This is a genomic window from Idiomarina tyrosinivorans (assembly GCF_003987475.1).
Classification (GTDB): Bacteria; Pseudomonadota; Gammaproteobacteria; order Enterobacterales; family Alteromonadaceae; genus Idiomarina; species Idiomarina tyrosinivorans.
Genome location: NZ_PIQH01000001.1, coordinates 79,798 through 94,829, shown reverse-complemented (window position 1 = coordinate 94,829; position 15,032 = coordinate 79,798). Strand labels below are relative to the sequence as shown.

The 15,032-nt window shown below is 47.2% G+C and carries 17 protein-coding genes and 3 tRNA genes; 3 read left to right on the top strand and 17 right to left on the bottom strand.

The window, feature by feature from the left end; all coding sequences use genetic code 11:
- Positions 1–2: 2 nt before the first annotated feature.
- Positions 3–707: a flagellar brake domain-containing protein gene (locus tag CWI84_RS00495; RefSeq protein ID WP_126840620.1), complete on the bottom strand. Its 705-nt coding sequence runs from the start codon at positions 705–707 to the stop codon at positions 3–5.
- A 44-nt stretch (positions 708–751) separates the two neighbouring features.
- Between CWI84_RS00495 and CWI84_RS00490 the strand changes: the two genes are divergently transcribed.
- A complete protein-coding gene (locus CWI84_RS00490) occupies positions 752–2,572 on the top strand; it encodes a M61 family metallopeptidase (protein WP_241968688.1) in 1,821 nt (606 codons plus the stop codon).
- Here the strand turns inward: CWI84_RS00490 and CWI84_RS00485 are convergent.
- The 3 genes from CWI84_RS00485 to CWI84_RS00475 all read right to left on the bottom strand — a co-directional run bounded on the left by CWI84_RS00485 (position 2,569) and on the right by CWI84_RS00475 (position 5,015).
- Positions 2,569–3,399: a M23 family metallopeptidase gene (locus tag CWI84_RS00485; RefSeq protein ID WP_126840619.1), complete on the bottom strand. Its 831-nt coding sequence runs from the start codon at positions 3,397–3,399 to the stop codon at positions 2,569–2,571. The genes CWI84_RS00490 and CWI84_RS00485 overlap by 4 nt on opposite strands.
- Positions 3,392–4,276 (bottom strand): 6-carboxytetrahydropterin synthase, encoded by an 885-nt coding sequence (locus CWI84_RS00480; protein ID WP_126840618.1) that lies wholly within the window; start codon positions 4,274–4,276, stop codon positions 3,392–3,394. The genes CWI84_RS00485 and CWI84_RS00480 overlap by 8 nt, the downstream gene beginning before the upstream one ends.
- 79 nt (positions 4,277–4,355) lie before the next feature.
- A complete protein-coding gene (locus CWI84_RS00475) occupies positions 4,356–5,015 on the bottom strand; it encodes a LysE family translocator (RefSeq protein ID WP_126840617.1) in 660 nt (219 codons plus the stop codon).
- Positions 5,016–5,113: 98 nt separating this feature from the next.
- Between CWI84_RS00475 and CWI84_RS00470 the strand changes: the two genes are divergently transcribed.
- Positions 5,114–5,998 (top strand): LysR family transcriptional regulator, encoded by an 885-nt coding sequence (locus CWI84_RS00470; RefSeq protein ID WP_126840616.1) that lies wholly within the window; start codon positions 5,114–5,116, stop codon positions 5,996–5,998.
- Here the strand turns inward: CWI84_RS00470 and CWI84_RS00465 are convergent.
- From CWI84_RS00465 to CWI84_RS00450, 4 genes are all read right to left on the bottom strand, one after another.
- The gene (locus tag CWI84_RS00465; RefSeq protein ID WP_126840615.1) at positions 5,995–6,582 is read right to left on the bottom strand and encodes a CBS domain-containing protein; all 588 of its coding nucleotides are present in this window, start codon (positions 6,580–6,582) and stop codon (positions 5,995–5,997) included. The two genes, CWI84_RS00470 and CWI84_RS00465, sit on opposite strands and share 4 nt — an antisense overlap.
- 39 nt (positions 6,583–6,621) lie before the next feature.
- On the bottom strand, positions 6,622–6,936 hold the full coding sequence (locus CWI84_RS00460) for a hypothetical protein (protein ID WP_126840614.1): 315 nt from the start codon (positions 6,934–6,936) through the stop codon (positions 6,622–6,624).
- A 139-nt stretch (positions 6,937–7,075) separates the two neighbouring features.
- The gene (locus tag CWI84_RS00455; protein WP_126840613.1) at positions 7,076–7,534 is read right to left on the bottom strand and encodes an energy transducer TonB; all 459 of its coding nucleotides are present in this window, start codon (positions 7,532–7,534) and stop codon (positions 7,076–7,078) included.
- Between the two features lie 15 nt (positions 7,535–7,549).
- Positions 7,550–8,248 carry a hypothetical protein gene (locus CWI84_RS00450; protein ID WP_126840612.1) on the bottom strand — a complete coding sequence of 233 codons (699 nt, stop codon included), beginning with the start codon at positions 8,246–8,248 and terminating at the stop codon, positions 7,550–7,552.
- 223 nt (positions 8,249–8,471) lie between these two features.
- Here CWI84_RS00450 and CWI84_RS00445 point away from each other — a divergent pair, with 223 nt between their 5' ends.
- A complete protein-coding gene (locus CWI84_RS00445) occupies positions 8,472–9,470 on the top strand; it encodes an NADP-dependent oxidoreductase (RefSeq protein WP_126840611.1) in 999 nt (332 codons plus the stop codon).
- A 206-nt stretch (positions 9,471–9,676) separates the two neighbouring features.
- Here the strand turns inward: CWI84_RS00445 and CWI84_RS00440 are convergent, their stop codons facing one another.
- From CWI84_RS00440 to CWI84_RS00400, 9 genes are all read right to left on the bottom strand, one after another.
- Complete coding sequence (locus tag CWI84_RS00440) at positions 9,677–10,048, bottom strand: hypothetical protein (protein ID WP_126840610.1); 372 nt, start codon at positions 10,046–10,048, stop codon at positions 9,677–9,679.
- A gap of 296 nt (positions 10,049–10,344) precedes the next feature.
- Positions 10,345–10,791, bottom strand: a complete 447-nt coding sequence (locus CWI84_RS00435; protein WP_126840609.1) for a hypothetical protein — start codon at positions 10,789–10,791, stop codon at positions 10,345–10,347.
- Positions 10,792–10,870: 79 nt separating this feature from the next.
- Entirely contained in the window at positions 10,871–11,461 is a 591-nt protein-coding gene (locus CWI84_RS00430) for a hypothetical protein (RefSeq protein WP_126840608.1), read from the bottom strand.
- A 133-nt stretch (positions 11,462–11,594) separates the two neighbouring features.
- Positions 11,595–11,681: transfer RNA gene (locus CWI84_RS00425), tRNA-Leu, on the bottom strand.
- A gap of 22 nt (positions 11,682–11,703) precedes the next feature.
- A tRNA-Cys gene (locus CWI84_RS00420) sits at positions 11,704–11,777 on the bottom strand.
- Positions 11,778–11,788: 11 nt separating this feature from the next.
- A tRNA-Gly gene (locus tag CWI84_RS00415) sits at positions 11,789–11,864 on the bottom strand.
- Between the two features lie 99 nt (positions 11,865–11,963).
- Complete coding sequence (pgsA, locus tag CWI84_RS00410; RefSeq protein ID WP_126840607.1) at positions 11,964–12,512, bottom strand: CDP-diacylglycerol--glycerol-3-phosphate 3-phosphatidyltransferase; 549 nt, start codon at positions 12,510–12,512, stop codon at positions 11,964–11,966.
- Between the two features lie 27 nt (positions 12,513–12,539).
- A complete protein-coding gene (uvrC, locus tag CWI84_RS00405) occupies positions 12,540–14,363 on the bottom strand; it encodes an excinuclease ABC subunit UvrC (RefSeq protein WP_126840606.1) in 1,824 nt (607 codons plus the stop codon).
- Entirely contained in the window at positions 14,360–15,010 is a 651-nt protein-coding gene (locus CWI84_RS00400; RefSeq protein ID WP_126840605.1) for a LuxR C-terminal-related transcriptional regulator, read from the bottom strand. Before CWI84_RS00400 ends, uvrC begins: the two co-directional genes overlap by 4 nt.
- Positions 15,011–15,032 lie beyond the last annotated feature (22 nt).

The window sequence follows — 15,032 nt, the reverse complement described above, 5'->3', positions numbered from 1 at the left end:
AATTATTGTGAGCGACTTAGCGCGTCGATATCCACTAAGCTGCCACTAAACAGGGAGTTAATACGGTCTTTTTCTTGGCTACTAAATTGAATACCCAATTCGAGTCCGCGATCTTTTTTGTGCACTTGGCGGATAATTGCCGTGAGAACCACCGGTTCACGATTTTTTTGGTGTACCTGCAGCTTGGCTTTGTCACTGGGTGCCCACTGAATTTTGGTTTCCGTCGACTCAGCGACCTCATCAGCCTCTTCTTCAAGCTCGAATCGCACTCGACAGCCCGATTCGGAAATATCCATCATAGTACCTTGTTGGCTACCAACCACCGAGGTCTCATCAAGCTTATCCAAGGTGACCGGTAAGAACGCATCGAACCGACGGCCACTGCGGATGACCCGGCTTTCGACACTTTTCGGCCAGTCCAAAAAGAGCATTTTTGTCGGATGTGCCAACACATATTCAATGTCAGTACGAAACGCAACAATCTCACCATTGTCGTTTTCCAACACAAAGCGCACAACAATGGGGACGCCTTCATATAGACCATCGCGCAATTCGCCGTATTTTTTTGAATCTGGCATCATCACAATAAACCAACGGTTATTAACAATGCCGACAAACTCAGTTTGAAACCGCGCGGGAACGTTAAGCCCAGAAATTTGAATTTCTATCCGTTGCCCCGGCGGTAATTGGCGAATTTTTTTCGACATGGATTCCCCTGACCTTTTATATCCTATGTTAATATGATCGCTAGATGCCACTCACTGTCAAGCATTTGGAGACAACATTGGTTAGCTACGAGATAAACCCCATCGACTTGCACGGCCATCTGTTTTCCGTCACAGTCACGATCTCAAATCCAGACCCCAACGGCCAAGAACTTTGGCTGCCTAACTGGATCCCAGGAAGCTACTTAGTCCGCGACTTCGCTAAACACGTTATCGGCATCTACGCCGAACAAAACAGCCAACCGATAAAAATATCTCCGATAGCCAAGAACCGTTGGCAACTGGCGCCTTGCAGCGGCACAGTATCGATTCATTACCAAGTTTATGCCTATGATCTATCCGTGCGTTCCGCCTATTTGGATCAACAACAAGGCTTTTTTAACAATACCAGCCTATGCCTAGCCGTTGCAGGACAAACCGATGAGCCCTGCGAACTCACTGTGTTAGCGCCACAACAAGCGCCGCACTGGCATTTGGCGACAGGAATGCCGCGCGTTGATGGCGACGTCCATGGATTTGGTCGTTTTAGTGCCGAAAATTATGATGCGCTTATTGATTATCCGTTTTTGCTGGGCGAACTCAGCATCAAAGAATTTATTGCCCACGGTATTAAACACCGGCTAGTGCTAAGCGGTCGCCACACAGCAGATTTGTCGCACATCACTGCAGATCTTGCGCGAATTTGTGAACACCAACTGCAACTGTTCGGTGACCCAGCGCCTTTCACATCTTATACCTTCCTAACCATGGTCGTCGGTAGTGGTTTTGGTGGTCTTGAACACCGCAACTCTACAGCGCTATTGTGTAGCCGCAAATCTTTGCAACACCACTTGGCGGGAAACAACAGCAATAAACTTCCAAGCGATTATCGGACTTTTTTAAGTTTGTGCTGCCACGAGTATTTTCATAGCTGGAACGTGAAAACGCTCAAACCTCGAGCGTTTCTGCCCTACCAGCTCGACCAAGAAAGCTATACCGAGCAATTGTGGTTTTATGAGGGCATGACTTCATATTTTGATGACTACTTATTGCATCAAGCCGGGATCACCAGCGCAGAAGAATATTTAGAAACGCTGGGCGATACTATCGCCCGTGTTTACCGCGGTTCGGGCTTATTCCAACAAAGTATCACTGAATCCAGTTTCCTGACCTGGACCAAATTCTATCAGCAGGATGAAAACGCCCCCAATGCGATTGTCAGTTATTACGCTAAGGGCGCGTTGATTGCACTGTGCTTGGATTTGCAGTTGCGCCTGCAGAGCGACCACCAGTTAACCTTGGCTGAAGTCATGCGTGAGCTCTGGCACACCTATGGCAAAACCGGCAAAGGGACAGCCGACGATACGGTGCTAGAGTTTTTGCATAAATACGACGGCATTAATGTCCGTGAATTTCTTCAGCAGGCGTTGTATGAAAAGGGTAAGTTACCACTGGCAGAGCTGTTGCAAAACTTTGGCGTAACCCTGCGCTGGCATCCAGCGGCGGATGACAACGGCTATAATGGCAAGCTTGCCAGCCCTGCGGCGCCCGTGGCCTTAGGGGCAAAATACAAAGCACATGCTAACGGCCTAGAGATCACCCACGTGTTCCATGACGAAGCCGCACATCACGCCGGACTGAGCGCGAATGACCGTATCGTCGCGATTAATTATCTGCAAGCAAACGACAAAACCATCAAAGAGCTTCTAAATGCGGCAAAACCTGGCACGCAAGCCACTATTCATGCGTTTCGCAGGGATGAATTGCTAGAATTGACGCTGACCTGGGACAAGCCAGCGGCGACCTGTGCGGTATTGTCGGTACAGAAGCCAGAGCAGCTTCAGCAATGGCTAAATTGGCAAGCTTAAGGGTACAATTTGGGCAGCAATGCAGGGTCAAGGCGCACTTGGCCCCAATTTACCCGCCAGTCTAAATGTGGCCCTGTAGCGCGACCTGTAGCACCCACTTTACCAATCGGCTGGCCCTGCTCGACTGTTTGCCCAACCTTCACCGATACTTCGCTGAGGTGCAAATAGGTGGTATTCACCCCATGCCCATGGGCGATAATAATGGTGCCACCGGAATAAAATAAATCGTCATTGGCAAAGGTGACTTCGCCCGACCATGGTGCAACAACGGTAGAGCCTTCAGGTGCAGCGATATCCTGGCCGTAATGCGGACGCTTCGGATCGCCATTTAACACCCGTTGACTGCCGTAATAGCCCGAGATGCGACCTTTAGCCGGCGCCACAATTGGCGTCAAGAAGTCTTCCCGGGGTAATACTTGCTGTCGCGCCTGCCACACCCAACCGGCCTCTTTGCGGGCCCGAGCCACCTGTTTGGGATCGGGGGTAACGGTACGTTGTGGCACACCATCGACCCGCTCAATACGGTATTCCCGCGGAGTCAGGGTTAATGTGTTGCTAATTACGTCACCATTAACACGGGTTACCGTAAGCTGGTGCTGTAACTTTGCATCGCGACCAAACCCTAAAACAAAACGTCCTTGGCTGTCGACATCGAGCGCTTTGCCATCTAACGCGACCTGGTTACCGGGCGCCGTTTCGCCAATCAACAATGCGCCTTGGGTTAATTCGCCGCGCACTTTCACCGCGTCGAACGACTGCATCTCAGCCGCAATGACCGCACCACTGGTCACTAACAACACGGCTGCGCTTAACAATGCCTTAAGCATACGCAATTGCTCCTTTGCCAACGCCTTCAAAGGCGCGCACCATCACTTTTTGTTTTGGATGGCGTTGATGAATTTGTTGCGCCAAATATTCCGCAATACACTCTACAGTGGAGTCGGTTTCGAGCAGATAGTTCTCCGCTTTTGGTACAATCAGTTCGAACAAGCCCTGCTCTGCAACATAACTGTAACCCACGTGTGTCGCCTCGCGGGTGAGTTGCTTCGCGGCTTCTGAACGGTTTAACTCAGGTACGCTGACAACATCATCACGCGAACCCAAATAAATATCCTGCCATTGATTCGACCACAGTTTTTCCAATACAGGCTGGCGAATATTGTCTAAGGCAATGGTAATTTTTGATCGGTGACCGTGGGCAATGCGCTGGCAATTGCCATCGTGCTTTTTCAGCCCGTGGGTATAATGGTAATAGAACCCGTCAATTTGTTCTGTGCGTAGCGATAACTGCAGCCCTTCCACGTTTTGCGGCAATTCTCGTTTAATCACCGCACGCAAATAATCGATTACCGCTTGCATGGTAATGGTTTCTGCCTCGATAAACGCGAAGGCATCCGCCGGGCAATACAAATGAATAGAACGCCCTTCTGGGCGCGCAAAATCTACCCACTGGCTGGTATCGTCGTGGTTGTGCTTTACTGCGGTATATTCGTGCTCAGTCGGAACCAATAGCTTATGATCCACAGAATCATCGATAATGGCTTTAATTTGTTTCTTCACTTTACCAAAATCCAGCACCATAGATTGTTCGTTCAATGCGCCATCTAGCACAATATCAACAATCCAGCTCTCACCGACAATGCCGCGTTGCGGGCACAGGTAAGAAAAGTCCATTACCGTTAAATCATTTACAAAAAGTTGCATCGTTGGGACGACCCACCGTAATTAAATCAATCGAATGAGGATAGTAGAAACCCTGTGAATTGGCGCTATTATAGCGCCCTCAAGCACTTGCAATAAAGCCCAGTGAATGCGCTAACTCCACTAACAGGCGCCCGGCCAGTAAAATCAGTAACACGCCCATAACGCGATCAAGCCAATGACTATTGCGCCATAACACCGCAAACCAGCGCTTATGGGTAAGAATCCACGATAACGTTAGGAACCAGGCTGCCGTAGCCACGGTCAAGTATGCGCCATAGCCCATTTTAACGACTAACGGGGTTTGCGGCGAAATAATGGTGGTAAACAGCGCCAAAAAGAACAGTGTGGCTTTAACGTTCAAACCATTCGTCAGAAAGCCGATAAGAAACGCCCGCCAACGGCTGGGTTGTCTCACTTCAGCTTGTTCAGCTGAATACGCTGCGCGTGGTTGGGCTTGGATAGCCTGCACCCCAATCCAGCCTAAATATAACGCTCCTGCACAAAGCAATAACTGATACAACCATAAGGTTTGGTGAATGATCAGCGCCAGGCCTACCAGTGAGTAGGTGACGTGCAAAATAATGCCGCTACCAATACCCACGCTCACCCACATTGCTGTGCGCCGACCGTGGCTGAAACTGTACTTAGAAACGACCGCGAAATCAGGCCCAGGACTCATAACCGCGAATAGGTGCACCACCGCGATGGTGACAAATTCACTCCAATAATTAGCCAGCATAATGAAAAGTCCTTTTTATGGTTGCTAAATGGCCATTCTTCGGCATACTAGCGGTTAATGATATACAGTTAACAATAAGTTAATTTGGGTTGCCAAAGATGAAAAATAAAACTCTACCCTCATTGAACGCGTTACGGGTTTTTGATGTTGCCGCCAGAAGCCAAAGTTTCAAACAAGCCGCGCAACAACTGGGCGTTACCCAGTCGGCAGTCACTCGCCAAATTCAGGCATTGGAAGAGCAGTTATCAACACGCTTATTTCAGCGCGACAATCGTGTTCATGCCCTTACTCAGGCGGGTTTGGAATTAGCGCCTGAGTTAGCACAAATTTTCTCGCAATTGCAAAGCGTTGTCGACCGCGTTGCGATTCAACAACCGCAGCAAACTACCCAATTAACGATTGCAATCAGTTCACACTGGCTCCGCTGGTGGCTCAGTGACCAACTCGCAGATTTCCAGTCGCTCTACCCTCACGTACAACTTAATTTTCAACGTTGTAGCGACTATTTGCAACACGATAGTGCAGCCGAAGCGGCAGCCGCTCTGCAACATGAGAAATGGGATTTGGTGATAGCCGGAGGCCATTTAAACGATCGCCAATTGCGCGAAACACGCTTATGCGACCGGACTTTAGTGCCTGTCAGTCGCCAAGCACAAGTTAGCGATCCGTTTAGCTTAACGTGGTTGATGGATCGGCAAAATCCCGAGCACCAAGCCTATGAAAAACAACACAGCAAACTGCAGCATGCACGCAAACAGCAAGCCGATGATTGCGGTATGGCGATAGATTTATTAAAAAGCGCTGCTGCTGCAACCTTGGTTGACCAAAAACTGCTTGAGCATCCAGAACTGCAACAACTGACCCGCTACAGCGAACTCAGTGCGCAAACGGCAAAAGGCATGCAGATGTTTTATAAGAGCCGCAAGCGCCAGCCAGTGGCGCTTGTTGCCTTTATGAAGTGGCTACAGTTGCGCGCGAGTTAATCGCGCGTGTCTGAATGGTTTACTGCGGTTAAGATTTCGGCAAACGACGAAGCGGTATGGTAAACATTGACCGACTCCCCCGTTAACTGTGCAATGCGCAGCGACGAAACCAGTCCGGCAACTTTGCCATCGTTATGCAGCACAATAAAATCCCGTCCACTGGCTTGCAGCGTAGCCGCTAAGTCACCAATACGTGCACGCCGTGCACGGCTGACTTCGACTTGCGGTAACTGCCGCAGTGGCGTCATTAACTCACTGACTAACACATCGTGCCAGGGGGTGTGGGTTTGCTGCCCCAACTGCACCGCTTTGCGGCTGTGGAAGTCGCGTAATGCCACCACTCCTATCAGCTCGTCGTTGCTGTTCAATACACAGGCGTAACGGGCTTTGGCGGTTTTTAATAAGGTTTCCGCTTTACCTAATGTGGTGTTATCACGCACTTGTAACGGTGCTTTACGGGTAAAGTCATCAATAACCCGCTCACCCAATTCGTGCCAATCAATTCGATCTGGGGTGACATCATCAACAACCATTGGATAGGCTTCCGCCACTGCTGACCAGCTTAACGTATGAAACTCGCTCATAGTACTACTCCTTAATTTACGAAAATTGTTTGATCGAAATTAAGCAGTAATTGGTGGGGCCCGCGCGACATGCTGCCAGACGCTTGCTGCCGCATAACTGAACCACTGGCTTTCCAGTAATTCAAACTCGACAAGGTTTGGCGTGGTAAAAAAGTCACCGTTAAAAGCGGCCGTATGGTCATCCAATGAGGGCGTTGGATCTGGCGTTTTAACATCAGAAGGAAGGCTGTCGGCTAAAACAGCAGGTAGACTTTGTACATCGAAGTGGCGCTCGAAAGATGCGTAACTTGCCTGTGCAGGTGCTAAAAGCCCCGCCACAAACAACACTGTTACTATCCAACGTATCGCGTACATCTTAACCTCGCTGTACTTACTACCTTTTCAGATTATGTAAAATCTGACCACTTAACAAGCAGTTTTTTTTGATGAATGCGATTGAATGTATCGATATTGCGGTGAAGAACTTTCACCGCGTATTATAGGGTCGATGGTATTACAAGTATTTTTCTACACAGTGCGCTAGGTAATCTTGCCTGTTTCGACTACCACCTTTCAGTTTAAAGGCGAAAAAGATTTTCCCCAGCGCTGGCTTGGCCTCATTATTTTTTGGCCCAGGCTTCCAGCCAACGTGAGCGATGTGAGCTCCGGCTGCTTGCGCAACATCCTCACTTGGAAAGCTATACAGTGGTTTATAGCCAGTGATTTCGCCATTGCTATTGATGCCGAATTCGATAACCGCACAACCATCTAAGCTTTTGTCATATAAGACATCAGGAAAAAACAGTGAACTTCCGCCAACATCTTCGTTCGGAATCCAATAATCGCGGAGTGCAAAATCTCCTTTGGTCAAGTCCAAATAGCTGTCAGGCTTTTCGGCATGATGGACTGATTGGCAACCACCTAAAAACATGCCTGCGGTAGCGACTATTGGAATGACAAAACTTACTTTCATGACAGACACCTGTGATTATTTGTTTATTTGTTCTTCTATTTTTGAATCAACAAAAATTGAGCGGTTTGACGTATTTCTCTCAATCGCCATTTTCAACGTTTGATTCATTAGCCAATTAGCGAAACGCGTTTCCGCAATAGGTTTGTCGGGATAAGACAAATGCCCTACGGTCAGTGAAGCAAGTTTTTTATTTGGACTTCCTAAGTAAACTGCTGTTGTCGAAATAGAACTGCAATCGAATGCTCCCACTCCCCCACCAGAGAGACTTTTTACCAAGGAAAATTTGCCATTTCCGTTCATTTTATAGGTTGAAATAGTAAAACCCCGTGGTTGCTCTGAATCCCTTTGGATAAGGGTAAAGCCCGTGATTTTTTCCATCACACCTTCATGATAGTCTTCACCGTAGACTTGCACTGCGTAGATATTCTTTAGACTCTGATCATGACTAAGCTGTTGAGCAAATTGGTCAACCTCTGCCGCAGAAACAAAAGCGCTCATAGCGCTGACGCTCTCGACGCCATAACTTTGAATGCCTTTTAAAATGGGCTCACCTAACCATTGGTTTATGAATGTTTTATCCGATTCAACGCGGTAATCTCCCACAACTAGCGTCCGCGGGATAAACTTATCAGAGCTTAAACGCTGTTGCGCATTGGCGGCACTTGTGAATACCAGCAGAAGAGAGAGTATTATCCTAAACGATTGCATAGCCATGACCTGAAATTCCCTATTCAGCAAACATGGAACCAATATAATTATTATCGGCATGTGTTACAAGCAAAGCGCATAAAAAAGCCGGTTAGTAAAAAATAACAAAGCCTCTTTAGAACGTTCTGTTTTTGGCCATGTCATAACTTGCTCTGACAACGCAAGCTATCCATGCGCGAGAACGCGCGTTAAGCTACCCACAGACAATAGCGATGTGACAAGGACTAATATGACAACCTATAAAGCGATTAACCTGGTAAAGCGCCCGAATCCAGGGCCCGTTAGCAGCGATATTTTCGAGATTGTAGAAAAAACGCTACCCACAGTTAACGATGGTCAGTTTTTGATCAAACAAACACACATGTCGTTAGATCCTGCGATGTTCGGCTGGATGAGCCCCGATACTGAAAGTTATATTCCGCCGGTAGAGCTAAATACCGTGATGCGCAGCTCTGGTGTTGGTGAAGTGGTAGAAAGCAACCACCCTGATTTTGCCAAAGGTGACCGGGTTATGGGCATGATGGGCTGGCAGGAATATGCATTAAGCGATGGCCAGGGTATCAATAAAGTACAGGCTGATGTTCCCGACGAAATGGTACTGTCGGTGTTTGCCCTGCCGGGCTTAACCGCGACCCAAGGTTTATTTAATGTCGGCGAACCAAAGCCGGGGGAAACTCTTGTCGTGACGGGTGCAGCTGGCTCGGTCGGGTCTATCGTTGGCCAACTTGCTAAAGCCGATGGCTTGAAGGTGATCGGCGTAGTCGGTAGCGACGAAAAAGCGGATTGGATAGTTAGCGAGCTTGGCTTCGACGGCGCCATTAACTACAAAACAGATGACCTCAATGCCAAGCTCAACGAACTAACACCTGATGGTATTGATTTGTATTTTGAAAATACCGGTGGACCGATTCAACACCATGTGATGCAACACATGAATGCGCATGGGCGTATTGTCGTCTGTGGCATGATTGCCGATTACGATAAAGCCGAACCGGCACCAGGGCCAAGCTGGATCCCGATTATTAAGAAGCGTCTTAAGATCCAAGGCTTTACCATGCCTGATCACTTTCACCAGGTGCCTAGCTTACTGAAAAAGCTCACTCCATATGTGATGAACGGTAAAATCAGATACCGCGCGCACACACTGGAAGGTTTAGAATCAGCGATCGAAGGCTTGAACCTGTTCTTTAGTGGTGAAAATAAGGGTAAGTTGCTAGTTAAGCTGTAAGCATTACCAAAAGCGGTTCTGAAAATTCATTGTCGTGCCCTACTTACCAGGGTACGGCAATGACCGGTGTCGACTACGGATGGGAAAATCATTAGGAGCGAGGGAAAAAACCGTTTTTCTTCGGGTTAAAGTTACTCTGCGCCCTCGTTACGTTTGCCGATGAGAATATCGGTAAGTTATGAGGATTACAGTAGCCTACTAGAAACTTAGCGGGTTCTACCTGCAAGCTCAGTAAACCGCTGAAGCTGGTCTTCAGTTAACGCAAATCCGACAGGGATAAATTTCCTTTTTCCGCTATTAAGATGGATCGCCACTGATGTAAAATAAGTTCTTAAAAAATTAGAATCAGGATATTTAATGCCTTTAATATCGCTGAATCGCATTTCACGAACTTTATCGCCTTTAGTAAAGTAAATGGCTTTTTCATCAAACCGAACAGTAGTTCGAAGATCACTCAGTACTTGAAATGGAAGCAATATGCCTCCGATTAAAATTCCAAACGCACCAAACGCTTGCATAAAGTTAATTTCACCATTAAGCCCATAGATTAACTCTAGTGGATCTTCAGACGTTAACATTCTGTACACGACATAGATAACAGGAAGTGATACCAAAGGTAACCACCGAAAGCTATAGTTAAGTCGTTCCATTCTTTTCACCTTTTTTACTACCTAAAAACTTAAAGCTACCAACGTTAAATAGAAGACCTTCGGAAACGATATCTTTGACAGAAAAAAATCAGCTAACATTGCAGAACCATAACGCTTTTCGACCCCTAATTTTGCTTGTTTAATATCGAAATAGAAATTAATTTTTTTACCTCAATAAAATTCACTTGAGTTACAATAACTGTCACCAGTTTTGAAACACTCGATTACTCTAGTCTACCAGCTAGATTACTAAGTTTTTTGAGCTGGTCATCGGATGGTGAAAATCCCAAAGGAAGAGATTTACGTTGTCCGTTTTTCAAAACAAAAATTACTGATTTAACACAATCCCTAACTAGTTTAGAGTCTGAAAATCTTACTCCGAACGTTTCACTAAATAGTATCCGCTCTACTTTTCCAAAACGGCTTTTGTATAAACCCTGGTCATCGAAGCTGTAGCGAGTAAACATATCACCCACCAAGATTTTGAATATAATCATAGCTAGACCAACTATAATTAATAGCCCACCAACACTAGTAAAGAGATCGAGCCAAAAATATTCTGAATTTTTATTCAGATTTATTGGCTCAGAGATCGCTGAGGTTCCAACAACTATGGCGATACACAAAACTACCGGAAGTAACCAAAGGCAGCTGTATTTAATTCGTTCCATTGACTTCACCCTCTCCTTTTGTATCTAAAAAGATAACACGTCCTTGCAGATCTCAGCTCAATTTTTTCTAGCACTCTTTTCAATCAATATAGTTCCTGAGGTAAATCCATGAGATTTCGCCGTTTGCAATGCCCAGGCGCATCGGGTTTGCTCCTACGTCACCGTGCTGTAAAGTGTAAATGAGCTCGTCATTTTGCCGTACCGTAGGCTTCCCTAGCTGATTAATAACCGTTGCTATCGGCTTGCACATATAATTTTGAAAAACGGAATTTATCTCGCAACTGGATAGGTAAACACGTTTAACAAATGTTTTATATTTTGATTCAAGCAATTCGATTACCAGTCCATCGTAGACTAACGTAACAACCGTATTCATATATTCCGGTTCGTGCCTATTCTCGACTTTCCACTCGAAGCGCTCTTTTGGGGACCCCATTCGATTCACAATAGCTGTCTCGTCATCACCAAATGCCGTTATCTTTTCATATAAGTCATAAGGTGCAGAGTTTTCGCGATAGGATTCAGAATAGCTTACAATCCAATCAGCCTGCGTTGTCTGAGGGTAGAGATGTGAAGTCTTTAAGTACTCTTGCGCTAAAAGGTTAGTCGGCAATAGCATTAGCGTTGCGAATATTATGGTGAAGAATTCTAGTTGGCGTCTTTTTAGCATACCCCGGTCCTTTTGGTATCAGCAGACATAATGTCAAACTCAACCCTAACCGAAAGCAGCAAGGATTACCAAAAAATCAGCATGATAATGCTCTGAAATAGCTACCAACTAGCATAAATAATTTAAAAGGAATTGGTGCCCGGGGCCGGACTTGAACCGGCACGCTGTTACCAGCGAGGGATTTTAAATCCCTTGTGTCTACCAATTCCACCACCCGGGCACTGAGACGTTGCGTCGAATAATGGAGGCGGGTCCCGGAGTCGAACCGAGATCCACGGATTTGCAATCCGCTGCATAGCCATTCTGCCAACCCGCCGCAGATTGTGTTGGAGCGGGAAACGAGATTCGAACTCGCGACCCCAACCTTGGCAAGGTTGTGCTCTACCAGCTGAGCTATTCCCGCTTCACAATCTGTGTGGGAGGCATTCTACTTTTATATCGCTTACAGTCAACGACTTTTTCCGAAATAGTGAATCGTTTGCCTACTTTTGCACCATTTCGGTTAATTTTCGCTTAAATCTGCCCACGCCGCTTTAATATATTCGTACATCGACCAAATCGTCAGCACGAAAGCGAGGTATAGTAAGCCGAACGATAAGCTCTCGATAAAGGTATTGGCTTGCCAAAGTAACCCAATCAGCGCCAGCATTTGCGCGACGGTTTTCAATTTACCGAGGTTTGAGACTTTCACTTGCGTTTCTTTACCAATCCGCGCCATCCACTCGCGTAGCGCGCTAACGATAATTTCTCGGCAAATCATGGTCAGTGCCGGAATGCTTACCCAAGCGCTATTGTAGTCTTCCACCACAATCACAAACGCCACCACCACCATGGCTTTATCTGCCACTGGGTCGAGGAACGCGCCAAACTTGGTAAATTGGTTAAACCGACGAGCAATATAGCCATCTAATGCATCGGTAATGGCCGCTAACCAAAAAATAAACGCCGACCAAAAATGCGAGCCTTCAAAAGGTAAGTAAAACACCACCAAAAATACCGGGATTAAGGCCATCCGGAAGGTGGTTAATACGTTAGGAATATTCCACTTCATACAGGGTGATTTCCATTCCAATCCAGGTTATTCGTCATGAAACGCGTAATAGACTTTCTCTGCCATTGCGCGACTAATACCTGGAATATTCGCGAGTTGGTCAATACTAGCGTTTTTTACCTCTTGTAATCCACCTAGATTTTGCAGAATTTTCTGCCGCCGCTTAGCCCCGACTCCTTCAATTTGCTCCAACGTCGAGGTGCGTTTGGCTTTCGCTCGCTTCATGCGGTGGCCAGTAATGGCAAAGCGGTGCGATTCATCGCGAATGTGTTGAATCAGGTGCAACGCCGCAGCATCTTTGTCTAATGGTAAGGTTTCATGGCTACCCGCCAGAATCAACGTTTCCAGCCCAGGTTTACGCGACTCCCCTTTCGCTACCCCAATAAGCATGGGAGCATCCCGCCCCCAATCGGCGAAATAATTTTCTGCTTGTGCCAACTGACCTTTGCCACCATCAATAAACAGAATATCCGGTATGTTACCCAGCTCGCGAGCTTTGTCGTAGCGTTTAGCCAAGGCTTTTGCCATTGCCGCATAGTCATCGCCCGGAGTAATACCGGTGATGTTGTAACGCCGGTAATCGGCTTTCCGCGGACCGTTTTGATCAAACACCACGCATGAGGCTACCGTTTGCTGCCCCATGGTATGGCTAATATCAAAACATTCCATCCGCTGTATCGGCGTGCCGAAATCTAATACCTGCTGCAATGCCGAGGTACGGCGGTTCATTGTCCCCTGCTGGTTTAAACGGCTACTGAGCGCGTTATCGGCGTTCTTTTGAGCGAGTTGTTGGTATTGCTTGCGTTCGCCGCGCACACGGTTGTTCAGCTTTACGGTTTGTCCCAGTGCTTCCGTCATCGCTTGTGCTAGCGGTAAATCAATTTCCACATCGGCGGGCAAGATGATCTCTTTGGGTACTTTGCGCCCAGCGGTGTCCGATAAATAAAACTGCAACAGGAACGAGCGCAACACTTCATCATCGCTGGTATCGGCAGGCACTTTCGGGAAATAGCTGCGACTGCCTTGAATATGGTTCTCGCGAATAAACAACATTTGTACGGTAAACAAACCATTGCCCCGAGCAATACCGATAACATCGAGTTCCTGCTGGTTACCACTGACGGAATTGCGTTCCTGCACGCGGCGTAGCGCGACAATTTGGTCGCGATAGCGTGCCGCCTTTTCAAAATCCAATTGTTCACTGGCCGTTTCCATGCGTGTGACCAAGCGGTCAATCACCTCTTGGTTTTTGCCTTTTAAAAAGTCTTTCGCTAACCCAACCTGCTCATCATATTCAGCATCGGTACAGACATTTACACATGGGGCTAGGCAACGTTTTAGTTGGTATTGCAGGCAAGGCCGACTACGCGCGCGGTAATAAGAGTCTTCGCATTGACGAATGGGAAACAGCTTTTGCATCAAACGCAGGCTTTCGCGCACCGCCGCACCGTTAGGAAACGGTCCAAAATACTCACCTTTAACTCGCCGAGCGCCACGGTGGAATCCTAACCGTGGATGCTGGTGATCGGTCATAATGATGTAGGGGTAGCTTTTATCATCCCGCAACAGCACGTTATAGCGCGGTCGGTACTTCTTAATGAAGGCGTTTTCAAGAATTAAGGCTTCGGCCTCGGTATTGGTCACCGTCACATCCATATTGCAGATCTGGTTCACCAAAACCCGTGTTTTGTCTCTGTCGACGTTTTTGCGGAAGTAACTCGAGACCCGTTTTTTTAAGTCTTTCGCTTTCCCTACATAAATCACGTCACCTGCCTCATCGTACATCCGGTAAACGCCCGGTTTGTGAGTCAGGTGACGGACAAAATGCTTGGCATCAAATGCTTGTGTCATGGCCTCTCGAACTGTATTAAATCAACAAGCCCCGCTTGAATTGCCATATGCGACAATTGTACATCGCTGTTAATGCCCAGTTTGGCAAAAATGCGGTAGCGGAACGTGTTTATGGTTTTACTACTTATACTCAGATGTTTAGCAATATCGACCACTCGCACACCACGGCTGAGCATTTGTGCAACTTGCAGCTCGCGATCGCTTAAGCGATCAACCAAGCCTTGTTTATTCGGGGTGCGCGGATTCTTTGCCAGATATTCTGCCACGCCTGAGGCGACAAAAACACACCCAGTTTTCAGCGCCCGCACAGCGGAAATTAATTCTTCAGGGCGACCGTCGTTCAATAAGTACGCATCAACCTGCGGCAGCCCACACTGAAAGTCCAGTACATCTTGGTAAGTCTCACCCAATACAATTAGCTGCAGCTCGCAATGGCGACGTTGCAACCGGCGCCAAAGTTCTACCGTTGCATCACCACCAAGCCGACTAAACAGTATAACAATGGCATCGTCATGGTTGTGGCAGGCTTGGCGCAGTTGATTCACCGAGGTCACGGTTACGCAGTCGTCGTTAAAGTTTTGCTCAAGCAACGTTTGCATGCCGGTTCTGATAATTGCATTGGGTACCGCAAGAATAATCGAACTCATAGTCGTTTCCTTTTGTAATAAC

What these genes read in the sequence shown, in the direction of transcription:
- CWI84_RS00495 (WP_126840620.1), bottom strand. Translation starts at nt 707, where the DNA reads ATGTCGAAAAAAATTCGCCAATTACCGCCGGGGCAACGGATAGAAATT.
- CWI84_RS00490 (WP_241968688.1), top strand. Translation starts at nt 752, where the DNA reads ATGCCACTCACTGTCAAGCATTTGGAGACAACATTGGTTAGCTACGAG.
- CWI84_RS00485 (WP_126840619.1), bottom strand. Translation starts at nt 3,399, where the DNA reads ATGCTTAAGGCATTGTTAAGCGCAGCCGTGTTGTTAGTGACCAGTGGT.
- CWI84_RS00480 (WP_126840618.1), bottom strand. Translation starts at nt 4,276, where the DNA reads ATGCAACTTTTTGTAAATGATTTAACGGTAATGGACTTTTCTTACCTG.
- CWI84_RS00475 (WP_126840617.1), bottom strand. Translation starts at nt 5,015, where the DNA reads ATGCTGGCTAATTATTGGAGTGAATTTGTCACCATCGCGGTGGTGCAC.
- CWI84_RS00470 (WP_126840616.1), top strand. Translation starts at nt 5,114, where the DNA reads ATGAAAAATAAAACTCTACCCTCATTGAACGCGTTACGGGTTTTTGAT.
- CWI84_RS00465 (WP_126840615.1), bottom strand. Translation starts at nt 6,582, where the DNA reads ATGAGCGAGTTTCATACGTTAAGCTGGTCAGCAGTGGCGGAAGCCTAT.
- CWI84_RS00460 (WP_126840614.1), bottom strand. Translation starts at nt 6,936, where the DNA reads ATGTACGCGATACGTTGGATAGTAACAGTGTTGTTTGTGGCGGGGCTT.
- CWI84_RS00455 (WP_126840613.1), bottom strand. Translation starts at nt 7,534, where the DNA reads ATGAAAGTAAGTTTTGTCATTCCAATAGTCGCTACCGCAGGCATGTTT.
- CWI84_RS00450 (WP_126840612.1), bottom strand. Translation starts at nt 8,248, where the DNA reads ATGGCTATGCAATCGTTTAGGATAATACTCTCTCTTCTGCTGGTATTC.
- CWI84_RS00445 (WP_126840611.1), top strand. Translation starts at nt 8,472, where the DNA reads ATGACAACCTATAAAGCGATTAACCTGGTAAAGCGCCCGAATCCAGGG.
- CWI84_RS00440 (WP_126840610.1), bottom strand. Translation starts at nt 10,048, where the DNA reads ATGTTAACGTCTGAAGATCCACTAGAGTTAATCTATGGGCTTAATGGT.
- CWI84_RS00435 (WP_126840609.1), bottom strand. Translation starts at nt 10,791, where the DNA reads ATGGAACGAATTAAATACAGCTGCCTTTGGTTACTTCCGGTAGTTTTG.
- CWI84_RS00430 (WP_126840608.1), bottom strand. Translation starts at nt 11,461, where the DNA reads ATGCTAAAAAGACGCCAACTAGAATTCTTCACCATAATATTCGCAACG.
- pgsA (WP_126840607.1), bottom strand. Translation starts at nt 12,512, where the DNA reads ATGAAGTGGAATATTCCTAACGTATTAACCACCTTCCGGATGGCCTTA.
- uvrC (WP_126840606.1), bottom strand. Translation starts at nt 14,363, where the DNA reads ATGACACAAGCATTTGATGCCAAGCATTTTGTCCGTCACCTGACTCAC.
- CWI84_RS00400 (WP_126840605.1), bottom strand. Translation starts at nt 15,010, where the DNA reads ATGAGTTCGATTATTCTTGCGGTACCCAATGCAATTATCAGAACCGGC.